This is a genomic window from Mariniflexile fucanivorans (assembly GCF_004341235.1).
Taxonomy (GTDB): Bacteria; Bacteroidota; Bacteroidia; order Flavobacteriales; family Flavobacteriaceae; genus Mariniflexile; species Mariniflexile fucanivorans.
In genome coordinates, this window is the sequence record NZ_SLUP01000002.1 from 275,118 (window position 1) to 290,106 (window position 14,989).

15 protein-coding genes are annotated in these 14,989 nt (G+C 33.3%); 6 read left to right on the top strand and 9 right to left on the bottom strand.

What is annotated here, in order from left to right:
- Window positions 1–124: 124 nt before the first annotated feature.
- Window positions 125–1,303, top strand: coding sequence for a hypothetical protein (locus EV196_RS04665; protein WP_132215435.1), 1,179 nt, complete (start codon window positions 125–127; stop codon window positions 1,301–1,303).
- A 54-nt stretch (window positions 1,304–1,357) separates the two neighbouring features.
- Here the strand turns inward: EV196_RS04665 and EV196_RS04670 are convergent, their stop codons facing one another.
- The 4 genes from EV196_RS04670 to ytxJ all read right to left on the bottom strand — a co-directional run bounded on the left by EV196_RS04670 (window position 1,358) and on the right by ytxJ (window position 4,383).
- Complete coding sequence (locus EV196_RS04670; RefSeq protein ID WP_132215437.1) at window positions 1,358–1,780, bottom strand: hypothetical protein; 423 nt, start codon at window positions 1,778–1,780, stop codon at window positions 1,358–1,360.
- Between the two features lie 127 nt (window positions 1,781–1,907).
- On the bottom strand, window positions 1,908–3,593 hold the full coding sequence (locus EV196_RS04675) for an RluA family pseudouridine synthase (protein WP_132215439.1): 1,686 nt from the start codon (window positions 3,591–3,593) through the stop codon (window positions 1,908–1,910).
- Window positions 3,586–3,978, bottom strand: coding sequence for a gamma-glutamylcyclotransferase family protein (locus EV196_RS04680; RefSeq protein WP_132215441.1), 393 nt, complete (start codon window positions 3,976–3,978; stop codon window positions 3,586–3,588). The genes EV196_RS04675 and EV196_RS04680 overlap by 8 nt, the downstream gene beginning before the upstream one ends.
- Window positions 3,979–3,993: 15 nt before the next feature.
- On the bottom strand, window positions 3,994–4,383 hold the full coding sequence (gene ytxJ, locus EV196_RS04685) for a bacillithiol system redox-active protein YtxJ (RefSeq protein WP_132215443.1): 390 nt from the start codon (window positions 4,381–4,383) through the stop codon (window positions 3,994–3,996).
- A 228-nt stretch (window positions 4,384–4,611) separates the two neighbouring features.
- Here ytxJ and clpB point away from each other — a divergent pair, with 228 nt between their 5' ends.
- The 5 genes from clpB (at window position 4,612) to deoD (ending at window position 10,587) form a co-directional block, all read left to right on the top strand.
- On the top strand, window positions 4,612–7,218 hold the full coding sequence (gene clpB / locus EV196_RS04690; protein WP_132215445.1) for an ATP-dependent chaperone ClpB: 2,607 nt from the start codon (window positions 4,612–4,614) through the stop codon (window positions 7,216–7,218).
- A 290-nt stretch (window positions 7,219–7,508) separates the two neighbouring features.
- Entirely contained in the window at window positions 7,509–7,907 is a 399-nt protein-coding gene (locus EV196_RS04695) for a hypothetical protein (protein WP_132215447.1), read from the top strand.
- 318 nt (window positions 7,908–8,225) lie between these two features.
- Window positions 8,226–8,972, top strand: coding sequence for a deoxyribose-phosphate aldolase (gene deoC / locus EV196_RS04700; protein WP_132215449.1), 747 nt, complete (start codon window positions 8,226–8,228; stop codon window positions 8,970–8,972).
- A 193-nt stretch (window positions 8,973–9,165) separates the two neighbouring features.
- On the top strand, window positions 9,166–9,831 hold the full coding sequence (gene deoC, locus EV196_RS04705; RefSeq protein ID WP_132215451.1) for a deoxyribose-phosphate aldolase: 666 nt from the start codon (window positions 9,166–9,168) through the stop codon (window positions 9,829–9,831).
- Between the two features lie 57 nt (window positions 9,832–9,888).
- Window positions 9,889–10,587 carry a purine-nucleoside phosphorylase gene (gene deoD, locus EV196_RS04710; protein ID WP_132215453.1) on the top strand — a complete coding sequence of 233 codons (699 nt, stop codon included), beginning with the start codon at window positions 9,889–9,891 and terminating at the stop codon, window positions 10,585–10,587.
- A 150-nt stretch (window positions 10,588–10,737) separates the two neighbouring features.
- On the opposite strand, the gene EV196_RS04715 is transcribed toward deoD, so the two are convergent.
- Genes EV196_RS04715 through EV196_RS04735 form a run of 5 tightly spaced genes read right to left on the bottom strand, consistent with a single transcriptional unit; the run spans window position 10,738 to window position 14,954 of the window.
- A complete protein-coding gene (locus tag EV196_RS04715; protein WP_243652180.1) occupies window positions 10,738–11,463 on the bottom strand; it encodes a DUF6503 family protein in 726 nt (241 codons plus the stop codon).
- A 45-nt stretch (window positions 11,464–11,508) separates the two neighbouring features.
- Window positions 11,509–12,363, bottom strand: coding sequence for a 5-oxoprolinase subunit C family protein (locus tag EV196_RS04720; RefSeq protein ID WP_132215455.1), 855 nt, complete (start codon window positions 12,361–12,363; stop codon window positions 11,509–11,511).
- Window positions 12,356–13,087 carry a 5-oxoprolinase subunit PxpB gene (gene pxpB, locus EV196_RS04725; protein WP_132215457.1) on the bottom strand — a complete coding sequence of 244 codons (732 nt, stop codon included), beginning with the start codon at window positions 13,085–13,087 and terminating at the stop codon, window positions 12,356–12,358. The genes EV196_RS04720 and pxpB overlap by 8 nt, the downstream gene beginning before the upstream one ends.
- 4 nt (window positions 13,088–13,091) lie before the next feature.
- The gene (pxpA, locus tag EV196_RS04730; RefSeq protein WP_132215459.1) at window positions 13,092–13,832 is read right to left on the bottom strand and encodes a 5-oxoprolinase subunit PxpA; all 741 of its coding nucleotides are present in this window, start codon (window positions 13,830–13,832) and stop codon (window positions 13,092–13,094) included.
- Window positions 13,833–13,847: 15 nt separating this feature from the next.
- Entirely contained in the window at window positions 13,848–14,954 is a 1,107-nt protein-coding gene (locus EV196_RS04735) for a DUF2891 domain-containing protein (RefSeq protein WP_132215461.1), read from the bottom strand.
- Window positions 14,955–14,989 lie beyond the last annotated feature (35 nt).

The following is a 14,989-nucleotide window of genomic DNA, read 5'->3' on the forward strand; positions in this document are numbered from 1 at the left end:
TTATAATTCATATAAATAAGATAATTAAAAATCATTTTACCCGATTTATTAGCGTTTTATCTATTGTTTTACTAATTTGGCACTCTTATTGGAATAGCACCCAGATAAACCAAACGTAAAACCCATGATAAGAACATTACTTTCTACAATACTAATTGCTTGCATCCTATCGTGCAGCACCAGTAAACAAATTGAAAAAGCGGTAAGTGCCGGTAATTACGACCAAGCCATTTACGATGCTATTGGAAAATTACGAACCAATAAAGACAAAAAAGGAAAAGCGGATTTTATTGTAATGCTTCAAGAAGCTTATAATAAAGCCAACGAGCGCGATTTAACCACTATTAATTTCTTGAAAAAAGACAACAACCCAGAAAATTATCTACAAATTTATGATATGTATATGGGTTTAAACAAGCGTCAAGAAGTTATTAAACCCATACTTCCTCTTGCTATTAATGGCAGAACGGTGAAGTTTGATATCAAGGATTATTCTAGTCAAATTATCAGTTTTAAAAACGATGCTTCTTTAAATTTATACAAAAATGCCACAGAAATTTTAAAATCAAGCAATAAACTAGATGCTAGACAAGCCTTTGATATTTTTCAAGATATTGAAGACATCAACCCAAACTATAAAGATGTACGCAACCTTTTAGAAGTAGCGCACAATAAAGGTACCGATTTTGTTTTGGTTGATATGATTAACGATACCCGCAAAACCATTCCTAACCGTTTGGAAGATGATTTATTAAACTTCAGTACTTACGGACTCAACAATTTATGGACCGTGTACCACAACGCACCTGTAGATAAATTAACCTACGATTACAATATGCGTGTTAATTTAAGAGAGATTAATTTATCGCCAGAGCAAATTAAGGAGCGTCAAATTATAAAAGAAAAACAAGTAGTTGATGGTAAAAAAGATTTACTGGATAGCCGAGGCAATAAAGTAAAAGATAGCTTAGGAAAAGTTATTCAAGTTGACAAAATGATAACGGTACGATGCGAATACTACGAAAGCACCCAATTTAAATCGGCACAAGTTGCTGGCAATGTGGAATATGTTGATGTTAAAAACAAACAATTAGTAGATGCCTTCCCAATAAGTAGTGAATTTGTGTTTCAACATATTTTTGCAACATCACGTGGTGATAGACGTGCTTTAGAAACCACCTTAATACCCTTTTTAAATAACCAACGTGTGCCCTTCCCTAGTGAAGAACAAATGATTTACGACACTGGTGAAGATTTAAAACTGCAACTCAAAAAGATTATAAATTCTTATAGTCCGAGATAAAATAAACGAAAAATCTCTAAAATTATTTAGAGGTTTTTTTACAAAATTTATTTTTTAAAAATACAATTGAAACTTCCTATCTTCAATTAAAATCATAACTGGTTCATGATTATGTGGAAAATCAAAATATAAAGTTTTTTTTAAGTTTCTATTTCCTTTCAATTTTTTCTTTTTCTTTGGAAATGGTTTTAAAAAATAAATTGGATATCTATTACCTAGTTTATCAAGGGCAAAAACATTTTTAAAATTTAAATTAATGGGAGGCTTTCCTGTATTCTTAATAACTAATTGGATCATTTTAAAAGAACCTCGTGAAGATAAAATAGCATGAGATCCTTGAGGAATTGAATATCTATCTTCCACCTTTAAAATCTGAACATCCAAGTTTTTAAAATCTGGATTTTGACCATAAAAACAAGAACTTGACAACAAAAACGTTAATGAAATAATATTTAAACACTTAAATAAATTTGCCATATTTTAATTTTATTGATGTTTTATAAATTTCAAAAAACTGTAAGTCCAAATGAATCTTTATTTTATAAAATCAAATTTAATTTTTTTTCTTAAAAAAAAAGACACAAAAAATAGTAAACTACTACAACTAAAAAGGAACTTCACAACGAACCGTGAGCACCTCTTTAGTAATAGGATGCATAAAAGTAATGCTTTCCGCATGTAAATGCAATCTGTTGGCTTTGGTGCCATATAAATCGTCGCCCATAATAGGGGTTTTTAAACCTTCGCTATGGGCAGCATGTACACGTAATTGGTGGGTACGCCCCGTAATGGGATAAAAATAAACACGGGTTTTTCCGTTTTCTATGGTAATAACTTGGTAGTTGGTAGTTGCTGGTTTTCCGTGGGTGTAACACACCAATTGCTGTGGACGGTTATCTAAATCAACTCGTAACGGTAAATTTATACTGCCTTCGGTGTTGGGCAACACGCCATCTAACAAAGCTATATAACGCTTTTTTATACTACGTTCTATAAACTGTTTTTGTAAATGTTTATAAACCCGATTACTTTTTGCCACCAACAACAAACCCGAAGTAGACATATCTAACCTGTGTAACAACAAAGGTCCTGTAGCATTGGGCAAGTATGCTTTCATTCTACTTAATACCGACTCATTGATGTTTTTTCCCGGCACCGATAAAAATTCATGAGGTTTGTTTACCAAAAGCAAATGGTCGTCTTCATAAACAATATCCAATGCTTGATTGAAAATAATTTGCGCTTCAATAGGGTTTTCATCAACCAACAAACCTTGCATCATGTGCCCTAAAATAGGCTCGCATTTGCTTCGGCATGATGGGTAAAACTGTTGATGTTTCCTAACTTCGGATTTTGGTGAAGCACCCCACCAAAATTCTGCCATACAAATGGGTTTCAAATCGTTTTCATAAGCATATTGAAACAATTTGGGTGCAGCACATTCTCCCGATCCCGCTGGAGGTACAAGTGCTGTGGTGTCTTTAAAAATAGTGAGTAAATCTTTGGTGTTTCCTTCGGAATTTAAAAACCTATACTGCTCATGAATCCGTTTTTGTAAAGATGCCGATAAATTGGCACGCTTCGTTTTTAACTTTTGAATGGGTTGGTTTAAGCCATTCAAATGTGCTTCGGCTTTTTGAATACGCTGCTCCCCTTCTATTTTAAAATGCTTCAAACGTATTTGGTAACCAATACTTTGTTGACTTAAAGTTTCAACAAATACCATATAAGCTTCAGCAGACATGGTGTTTTTTGCATCATCTCGAAGTTTATTTCTATCTCGTTTTGCAGCTTTAATTTCTTCTTTTAATTGCTCTAGTTCTTCCGCAAAAGCGATTTTATTATTTAAAACATTTTCCTGAGCCTTTTTATATATTTGAGCTTCTTCTAAAATTTCAATTTCATTATTTATGGTGTTTAATTCGGCCTCTCCTTTTTTATAAAAACCAGCTTCATTTAAGGTGTTGTAAACGGTGGGAACAAACCCTTTTATGTGGTTACTATCGGCCAATTTCCCTGAAAAAGCAGCTAAATAACCTAATTCATTTTTAGTGTTTTTAACCACCATAACACCAAACATCTTCCCTATTATCAAACCTTTTTGCTTTGGGTTTAATCCGAAATTATGTTCGAAATCGTTTTGCGTTACTAAATACTGTTGCAGTTGTTCTGCCGCTAATAAACTTAAAGGATGTGGCTCGTAATAAAACGGAAAGGTGAATTTTTGGGGTAACGCTATTCCCTGTTTGTTTTCTAATGTATGAAAGAAAGAATTACCAAAATTAGACATACTTACCAGATGAAATGTGCTTTAAATGTGCAGTGGGCAAATTGTAAATGTACACATAGGTTTTAATACGTTCGGTTTCGTTAAGGTAAGCTTCAATGAGTGTTCGGGTGTATTCGTTAGCATGTTCGCCCGTATCACCAATACCTTCATAATCGTCTAAAACTTGAAAGGTTTTTTCAGGATTTTTAATTTTGAAAATATGTCCGTAAACCTTATCATTTGTATTATGACTTAAAATAGCACCCGGATACCATGATATTTGATATAGATTTCCTTGAAAAGTACCTGAACCTATAAAATTAGAATTCCGTTCTAAAAATTTAGACATATAACTTTCAAAATCTTTTAGAAGCGTTCCGTAAACAAATAAGTACTCCGATTCCATAGACTTCAGAAGTAATTAAATGTAGTTGCTCAAGTCTAAACTATTAATACCACCATGACTTTCATAAGTTACCGTTTCGCCATTTTTTATAACTAAAAGTTGAGGCGATTCGTGTAAAACCTTAAATTTCATAGCGATTTCATTTGAAATATCTCTGTAATTAAGCAAATCTAAATAGTATAAATCGAGATGGTCTTCAGTAAGATAAAAATCGGCTTCAAACTGTTTCAAAACCATACGACTGATGCCACAACGGGTAGAGTGTTTAAAAATAACCTGTGTTTTAGTACTTGATTTTGTTTCAATTTCCTGCAATTGTTCCAAGGTGGTTAATTGAATCCACGGCAAGGATTTAGTTTCCTTTTCTTCGTTAGAACCGCTAAATATTTTATTAAATAATCCCATACATTTTTTATTTCCGCGAAAGCGAACATTTTAGTATATTTTATATAACTATTCATATAAGTCGTTATCCTTTCAAAACCTTACCAACTGACTAAAAGTCACTCAAAAAAAGCTTTTAGGTGACATTTTGTCTTTAAAATCGTACTGGTAAGATTATTGACTTATACAGAGTGTAAAAGTAAAACAATAATAACACTTTCTCATTAGAGGAATGAAAAAACATACAATATGAACCCAAACAATTATACAATAAAATCGCAAGAAGCCATACAGCAAGCGCAACAAATAGCGCAAGGTTTCGGGCAACAACAAATTGAAAACGAACATCTTTTTAGAGGTATTTTTGAAGTAGATGAAAATGTTTTACCATTCATTTTAAAAAAATTGAATGTAAATATTAACATTTTAGAACAGGCTTTAGATAAACAAATTGAAAGTTTCCCTAAAGTAACTGGAGGTGAACTTACGCTTTCGCGAGAAGCTGGTAAAACCTTGAATGAAGCGGCTATTATTGCTAAAAAAATGAACGACGATTATGTTTCTATTGAACATTTAATCATCGCTATTTTTAAATCGAACAGCAAAATAGCACAAATGCTAAAAGACCAAGGTGTTACTGAAAAAACACTTACTGCTAGCATAAACGAATTACGTAAAGGCGAAAATGTAACCTCCCAAAGTCAGGAAGAAACCTATAATGCGCTTAACAAATACGCTAAAAACTTAAATCAATTAGCGAAAGATGGGAAGTTAGACCCTGTTATTGGTCGTGATGAAGAAATTAGAAGAATCCTTCAAATTTTATCGCGTAGAACCAAAAACAACCCCATATTAGTTGGTGAACCCGGAACTGGTAAAACCGCTATTGCGGAAGGTTTAGCACACAGAATTATTGATGGCGACATCCCTGAAAACTTAAAAGACAAGCAAATTTTCGCTTTGGATATGGGTGCATTAATTGCAGGTGCCAAATATAAAGGTGAATTTGAAGAGCGTTTAAAAGCCGTTGTTAAGGAAGTAACTTCAAGTGAAGGCGACATCGTTTTATTTATTGATGAAATCCACACGCTTGTTGGTGCTGGTGGCGGACAAGGCGCTATGGATGCTGCCAATATTTTAAAACCTGCTTTAGCAAGAGGCGAATTGCGTGCTATTGGAGCAACCACTTTAGATGAATACCAAAAATACTTTGAAAAAGATAAAGCGTTGGAGCGTCGTTTCCAGAAAGTGATAGTGGACGAACCTGATACCGAAAGTGCTATCTCCATTTTACGTGGTATTAAAGAAAAATATGAAACCCACCATAAAGTACGTATTAAAGATGAGGCTATTATTGGTGCTGTGGAATTATCGCAACGCTACATTACCAACCGTTTTTTACCAGATAAAGCCATTGACTTAATGGATGAAGCTGCTTCTAAATTGCGTATGGAAATCAATTCCAAACCTGAAGAATTGGATGTTTTAGACAGAAAAGTGATGCAGTTGGAAATTGAAATTGAAGCCATAAAACGTGAAAAAGACGAAAGCAAATTAAAAACGTTACGCTCCGATTTAGCAAATTTAAAAGAACAACGTAACGATTTAAATGCGAAATGGAAAAGTGAAAAAGAGGTAGTTGAAAACATTCAAAACATCAAACAAGACATTGAAAACTTCAAATTAGAAGCAGAACGCGCTGAACGAGATGGCGATTATGGAAAAGTAGCCGAATTACGCTATGGTAAAATAAAAGAAGCCCAAGAGCAACTGGAAGTGTTTCAAAAGCAACTGGATGCACAATCTGAAAATTCAATGATTAAGGAAGAAGTGACTTATGATGATATTGCTGAAGTGGTTGCAAAATGGACTGGAATCCCTGTCACCAAAATGATTCAAAGTGAACGTGAAAAACTTTTAAAACTAGAAGATGAACTACACAAACGTGTGGTAGGACAAGAAGAAGCTATTGAAGCCGTAAGTGATGCAGTTCGCAGAAGTCGTGCCGGTTTACAAAACCCTAAAAAACCTATTGGAACGTTCTTGTTTTTAGGAACTACTGGAGTTGGTAAAACCGAATTAGCAAAAGCCTTAGCCGAATATTTGTTTGATGATGAAAATGCTTTAACTCGTATAGACATGAGTGAATACCAAGAACGTCATGCCGTTAGCAGACTGGTTGGCGCACCTCCTGGATATGTTGGCTATGATGAAGGTGGACAATTAACCGAAGCTGTTCGTAGAAAACCATATTCTGTAGTGCTGTTGGATGAAATTGAAAAAGCACATCCAGACACATTCAATATTCTTTTACAAGTATTGGATGAAGGCCATTTAACGGATAACAAAGGACGTGTAGCTGATTTTAAAAATACCATTATCATTATGACTTCTAACATTGGAAGCCAGATAATTCAAGAACGTTTTGAAGCGACAAAAGATATTGATTCTGCTATTGAAGCAGCCAAAGTTGATGTACTCGCATTATTAAAACAAAGTGTGCGCCCAGAGTTCTTAAACAGAATTGATGACACCATCATGTTTACACCTTTAAGCAAAGACAACATAACAGCTATTGTGAAATTACAACTGAAAGGCATCACCAAAATGATTGGTCAACAAGGTATCACATTTGATGCAACGCAAGAAGCCATTGACTATTTAGCAAATAAAGGTTACAATCCAGAATATGGTGCACGTCCTGTAAAACGCGTGATTCAAAAAGACGTTTTAAATGCCCTGAGTAAAGAAATCTTATCAGGCAAAGTAACAACAGATAGCATAATATTGTTAGACGCTTTTGATGATAAGCTAGTATTTAGAAATCAAGGAGATTTTGTCTCAGAAGAAATATAAATGAGTGTTCAACATATTTTAATTAAACACTTTTAATAATTTATTAATTTACAGAAAGCAATATTTGTTTTTACAGAAACAAATGTTGCTTTTCTAGTTAATTATTTGTAAATTAGTTACTACATTTATTAAACATTTTTTTAATCTAAACTTATTTGTAACAAGTTTTAATTGAATATTTCAATACTAAACAGGTTCTTTCACTGTGTCGATTGTTTTAATAAAAAAATCTAATTATCAAATTGTTTTCTGCATCATACATGAATACAATTTGTCAAACGAAATTAACTATGGGAATAATAAAATATTTGAACGAAGAAGATTCTGAACTATTCATTTTCCCTAATTTCATTATTAATCAAATTAAAGAAGGTGTTATTATTGAATCGCATCATAACGACATCTTGAACACTATCATTCGGCAACATTTTAGAAATGAAGATATGGTTTATATTTCCAACCGTGTGAAATCCTACACCGTTAATCCTTTAATTTATAACGAAACCGAAAAAATACCCAATTTGCTTGCCATTGCACTAATACCAGAAACTGAAACAATGCGGAAAAACGCAGAATACGAACGCACTTTTTTCGATAAACCCTATGAAATTTTTGATACATTGGGCGAAGCCATTTTTTGGGCACACGAATTAGTTGTAAGAAGCAAAACTCAAACCATAAATGAATAATCAAAGTTTATAATTGAGAAACTATAACAATCATACTTCACCCATATAATTAAATTTAGCAATACTTTTTAAATGCACTAACCTAACTTCTATTAAAAAATTTGAAACGACATTTAAGCAATTTTTAAAAACGGAATATTTTGAAATTTAAATAGTTAATAAAAAAGTTAGCAAAAATAATTTGAAAATCGATGAACGGTATATTAATATAGACAAAATTACCTAATTTAGCCATATTGTAAGTTCCCCAAACATTACAATAATTCAATCAATTCTGTTAATTAACAAGAATTAAACCCTAAAACCCTACTTATAACAATGGATATATCCAAATTTATCGACTACACACTATTAAAAGCAACATCCTCAGAACGCGATGTTATAAACCTATGCAACGAAGCCAAATTAAATGGCTTTTACGCCGTTTGTATCAACACGGCTTATGTAGCTTTAGCAAAGCAACTTTTAGATGACACAAGTATTAAAATAGCCTCTGTTACCGGGTTTCCATTAGGAGCTACATCTACAGCCGCTAAAGTTTACGAAGCTAAAAAGGCTGTTGAAGATGGCGCTGATGAAATTGAAATGGTAATGAATTTAGGATTTCTAAAAAGTAGAAACTTTGTATCTGTTTTAAAAGATATTATAGATGTGAAGCTTGCCATAAAGGACACGCCTTTAAAAGTTATATTGGAAATTTCCGAATTAAACAAAAACGAAATAATTAAAGCTTGTTCTATTTGCTTAGATGCTAATGTAGATGTTATTAAAACTTCTAGTGGGTTTTCAAAAAGTGGCGCTACTTTAACCGCTACAAAAATCATAAAAAAAACCATAAAAGATCAAGCTCAAATAATGGTTTCTGGTGGCATTGAAGACTATGAAACCGCCATGAAATACCTAGAAGCCGGTGCTGATAGAATTGGAACCTCAAAAAACATAAACCCAGCAAGCAGCAGCCTTCAAACCAGAAATGCTAAGATTTACAAAAAGTATCTGGACGCCAACCATAAACAAAACAATTCAGAAGCTCAGTACTCAAAAATGAGCCAAGAATTGCGGTAAACCATAAATTCTTACTTACAATTTTAATAAGCAGTTTGATTGTTAATTTAAAACAATTAAACTGCTTATTTATGCTATTAGCACCGTTGAATTTAAAGAATAGTTAATACATTTGTAACACATGTATATCATATTTATTTCAAGATGATATACATGTTTAGATAGATTAATTTACTTAAATTCGAACTGCAACATGAAACAGCTAAGTAGCTATATAGACCATACCATTTTAAAAGCAACAGCCACGAAAGACGATATTATACAGCTTTGCAATGAAGCTAAAACATATCAATTTCATTCTGTTTGCGTTAATTCTTGTTATGCAACCTTGGCTAAGGAACAGCTAAAAAATAGCCCTGTAAAAGTTTGCTGTGTTATCGGATTTCCTTTAGGAGCCATGTGCACTGAAGCAAAAATAGCCGAAACCAAACAAGCTTTAAGTGATGGTGCCGATGAAATTGACATGGTACTTAACGTGGGGTTTTTTAAAAGCAAAGATTTTGATGCCGTTTCTAAAGATATTGAAGCTGTTAAAAAATGCATGCCAAACCTAACTTTAAAAGTGATTTTAGAAACTTGCCACCTAGACGAAGATGAAATAATAAAAGCCAGTGAAATAGCGATTCAAAGCGGTGCAGATTTTATTAAAACATCAACCGGGTTTGGCACTGGAGGCGCCACTATTGAAGATGTAAAACTTATGAAAAGTGTTGCCGATGGAAAAGCAAAAATAAAAGCATCAGGTGGTATAAAAGATCACAAAACAGCCATGGAATATATTAATTTAGGTGTTGAACGCCTAGGAACTTCCTCTGGAATTGCCATAGTTACAGGCAAAACTTCTACAGAGAGTTATTAAATAATCGTTTCTAACCGTCTAACAATCCAACAATCCAACTTTCTAAAAATCTAACTAATGAGCGTACATATAGAAGCAAAAAAAGGTGACATAGCAGAAACCATTTTATTACCAGGAGACCCATTACGAGCCAAATGGATTGCTGAAGCATTTTTTGAAAACCCAGTATGCTTTAATCAAGTAAGAGGCATGTTGGGATACACAGGCACCTACAACAATAAACGCGTATCGGTTATGGGAACTGGTATGGGCGTACCCTCCATATCTATTTATGCACACGAATTAATAACGGAATATGGTGTTAAAAATTTAATTCGTGTAGGTAGTGCAGGTTCTTACCAATCGCATATTAAATTACGTGATATTGTATTAGCTATGGCGGCATCTTCAAATTCTGGGGTTAACGAGCTTCGTTTTGGTGGTGCAGATTATGCTCCTACCGCTAATTTTGAATTATTTCAAAAAGCCATAGAAGCTGCAAAAGTTAAAGACATCCCAATTAAAGCTGGCAATGTATTTACCTCGGATGAATTTTATGCAGATGATTTTGAATCTTATAAGAAATGGTCGAAATTCGGAGTGCTTTGTGTGGAAATGGAAACGGCAGGATTATATACCGTTGCCGCAAAACACAATGTAAATGCGCTTACTATTTTAACTATTTCAGATTCCTTGGTAACTGGAGAACGCACTACTTCAAAAGATAGAGAAACCACCTTTAAAGGAATGATTGAGATTGCTTTAGAATTAGCTTAGTGAGAAAGTTTTGGCGTTATATTATAAAAATAAACTACCTCAGGGCAAGCCCATGAGGTATTAAATTCCAAAAAAAAGGAAATTCCAAATTCCATAAATGAAGACGGGGCAAGCCTCGAGGTATGAAACCCAAAAAAAATCAAATAATTACTAATCAACAATTATATTTTTAAGTTCAATCTTAGAAAGTAAACTTAAATCTCCAGTTTCGAATAAATTATCAAGATTTTCCAATGAAACATTTTCGTTTGTTGGTTTATAATTATTGTAATCTACAAACCGTATTCCTTTAATGTAACGTTCGTTATAAGCCTCTCGAAAGCGAAAACCAACACCATCATCTTCATTATAAGAATAGGCTAAATAATCAACTTTAAATGTTTCGGCATTAATCCAGTAAATAAAAACATCTTCAAAATCTTCACCACCACCCTCTTCATTAAAAGTAATTTTAATTTTGTAATACTCTTTTCCTGCCAATTTTGATGTTCCTAAATACGATTTGTTTACAGCATCACCATCTAACCCGTAAGGTAATACCGAAAAATAATGCACCGAGTTTACAGAAGCAGCATATTTAGGAATCATACTGTCGGCCACCTCAACAACATGCTCGTTTATAACACGTTCAAACCCCTTGTTGCTTAATAAATCAACGATAGAATCAGAAACTCTAGCTAACGTGAAACCGTTACTATTACGTTTTGCAAAATAATGTTTGTCTCTAAAATCAAATTCAATATTAGAATTTTTAATCAAATTGCCACCTGAAACTTCAATAGATTTACGAACAATGACGGTGGCATCTTTAATTTCTTTTTCACAACTAAGCATTGAAATTGTTAGTACAACTAATAATATAATTTTTTTAGGCATGATATAATTTTAGCAATTTGTCGTTAATACTAATAAATACTTAACCTAATATTGAGAATTAAGTTTAAAATGAATTGTTTTACCTGTAAACTTTTGCGCCAATACATTTATAGAAGATTCTTTAAGCTGAAACACTCTTGGATAACCTCCTGTTGTTTGGCAATCGCGCATTAAAATTATGAGCTTACCTGATGGGGTTAATTGAACCGTTCCCGGAAGTACTGGAGATGTAATGATAGGCTCTAAATTATTTTCTAAAAGTTCTGAAAGTTGATACCCCATTCGGTTATTTTCTTTGGAAATAGTAAATTCATTTTGAAGCAGCAATTTTTGTTGTTTAGTAGATAATAAATGAAATTCCGGACCTTTAAAAACCTCAATATCTTTAGTTGAGAAATGTTTATTTTTTACTTTAACTAATGAATTGTTATCATTTAAATATAAATCATTTATGTTTGTTTTTAATTCGTTATTTTTTGATAATTTATTCAAATCTGTAACATCTTTATACATACTTCTACTTCGCATGACTTCCTCTGTTTTGAAACCACCAGAAACCGCCAAATAACAACGAAAACCCTTATTTAGTTTTCCAAAAGAAAGCACATCTTCCGCACTTACTTTCATGCTTTTATTTAGATGAATAGGCACGCCATTTAATTGAGGCGACATATCTGCTCCAGACACGCAGATATAGGTACTGCAGCTAAATTGTAGTTTTGCTCCCGTCATAGTCATTTCAATAACTGCATCATTAGCATGATTACCCAAGATAAGGTTTGCTAAAGTTGCCGAATACACATCCATAACCCCTGAATATGGAACGCCGAATTCCTGAAACCCAGTCCTTCCCAAATCTTGAATTGTAGAATAAAACCCGGGAGACAATACTTTAACCACTAAACACCTCACTTTCCAACTGATACACACCAGAATCTACCAAAATCTTGATGTTTTCATATTCTTTTAAAGAAACTGGCTTAAAAACCAGACGATCTCCTGGTTTCGAAAAACAAGGTGTTTTTAATTTAGGATTGAAAAACGCAATAGGCGAATTTCCAATAATATTCCAACCACCCGGACTCGCCGATGGATACACGCCCGTTTGACTACCACCAATGGCAACAGCGCCTTTTTCAATTTGTAAACGTGGGGTCGATTTCCTAGGTATATAAAGCGATTTGTCCAAACCACCCAAATATAAAAAACCGGGTAAAAAACCAATAAAATAAACCGTATAAACAGCTTGAGAATGTCGCTTAATAATGGCTTCTTTTGAGAGTTTTTTTTCTTTGGAAACAACTTCCAAATCTATTCCAAAAAAACCATCATAACATACAGGTATCTTCCATAAAACTGACACACTGTCATTATTCAATTTTAAAGATTTGTATGCATTTTTCAGAAAAATGACTTCATTTTCAAAATTCCTACAAATTGAATCGTAAATAATTAATAACGAGTTATATGCGGATTTTAATTCAACAATAGATTTAATTTTTTTTTCTTCAATAATCTTTTTAAATTGAATAATATCATTTAATATTTCATTATCAATAACTGCTGGCCATTCCACCAAAATAGAACGCTCGCCAAACGGTTTGTATGTAAGATTAAAAGCCATAAAATTAAATTATTTTTATGCCTTTAGCCTTTAAATTTTCATGAAGTTTTTTAAGTAATTCTACAGCTTGAAGCGTATCTCCATGTAGACAAAATGTTTCTGCTTTTATTGCTATTTCTGCCTCTGTAATGGTTTTTACTTTTCGCTTGTTAATCATATAAAACACATGTTCAAACATGGCATCTGCATCATGAATTAATGCATTTTCTTGGGTACGCGACACCAAGGTTAAATCATCATTATAATGTCTATCGGCGAACGCTTCGTAAGTAATTGGGATATTACTTTGAAGTGCTAAGGTTTCTATAACCGATTTATAGGGCACATAAAGTTTTACAGGTAAAGCCATACTTCTAATAACCTCAACAATAACTGTAGCGATTCTAACGTCTGTAACAGCCATGTTGTACAAGGCTCCGTGGGGTTTAATATGATGCAATATGGTGTTTTCCTCCTGAATAATGGTCATTAAATCGTTTATTTGCTCTTTCAATGAAGTAAACAAGGCCACACAGGGCATTTCCATGGGTTTTCTGCCAAAATTTTCTAAATCTGGAAACGATGGGTGCGCACCAATTTTAACACGGTGCTTTTTGGCTAATTTAACCACTTTGCGCATGGTTTTATTAGTACCCGCATGTCCGCCACAAGCAATATTGCACGACGATACATACGGAATTAACAGTGATTCGTTGCCAATACCTTCGCCTACATCTACATTTATATCGATACTTTGTGTTTGCACAGATTTTGTTTTATATTATTTAGAAGTGTTATTTAAAGCATAAATAGCAAAACTACCTAACCAATGGCCGCCTTCATAACTATCTTCAAAAATACTAGGTAATGAATAATTTATGTGCGCATACGCGATATTATTTAAATGATTGTATTCCGGAAGGTCCTCAGCAATTTTGATTAAATTCCAAGCACGCGAAAAATTAACACCATCTAAATGCACCAACTGACCATCGGTTCTATCGGAAACTTTTCCTGTTTCTAATATAAAGCTTTTATTATTTAGTTGCGGTAAAAATTCGTTTATCCAACGTTTAAAATCTTCTTTGGTCATCAAACGCTTCATTAAAGCCGCTTCTTCCAAACTTGGCGATAAAAAATCACTTCCACTAGGTTCCCAACCCATCGGGCAATTTTCATCTTTAAAAAAGAAAAAATCCGCACGTTCTTTAATTGCTTTTTTAAGTGGTTCGTTTTTTAGTGTTTCAGCATAATCGTAAGCAAAAGACAAACCAAAAGCGGTATTAGTATGCGTCCCCACACGCTGTGGATAGTTTAATTTTGGTAAAAATTCGATGTATTTATCAACAATCAAATTGGTTAAAGGCTGTAAATTGGTTTCTAATGTTTTAGCAACAGGTGCATCCCAAGTGTGAAGTTCTTCAACCAACTTTAATAACCATGCCCAACCATAGGTACGTTCAAACGATTTGTTGTGTTCACCTAAGAAAAAAGCAACTTCAACTTCTATGTTTTCTTTAGAAATATTTTGAAGTAACTTTTGTTTGATTTCCTCGGCATGTTCCAAATCTGGAAACTGTTTGAGCAAACTCACCAAGCTCCAATGTGCATGAACTGCTGAATGCCAATCGAAACAGCCATAAAAGGCAGGGTGCAACGTTTGTGGTGATTTTAAATCGGCATCACCACCCAAAGTTTGGGATAATTTGTTTGGATACTCAACATGCATACAACTTAAAGGTAATTGCGCTAATTTGTTGGCTTGTTCTATATTTAGAACTGGTATTTTTTCTTGTTTTATTTCTGGTGCATCAGTTTTATTATTTTTTTCTGAATTGTTACAATTTACCACCAAAACCGTACATAGTATAACAATGTAATTCTTCATTTTTTGTTTTTTTTGTATAGGAAGTAAGATATAGA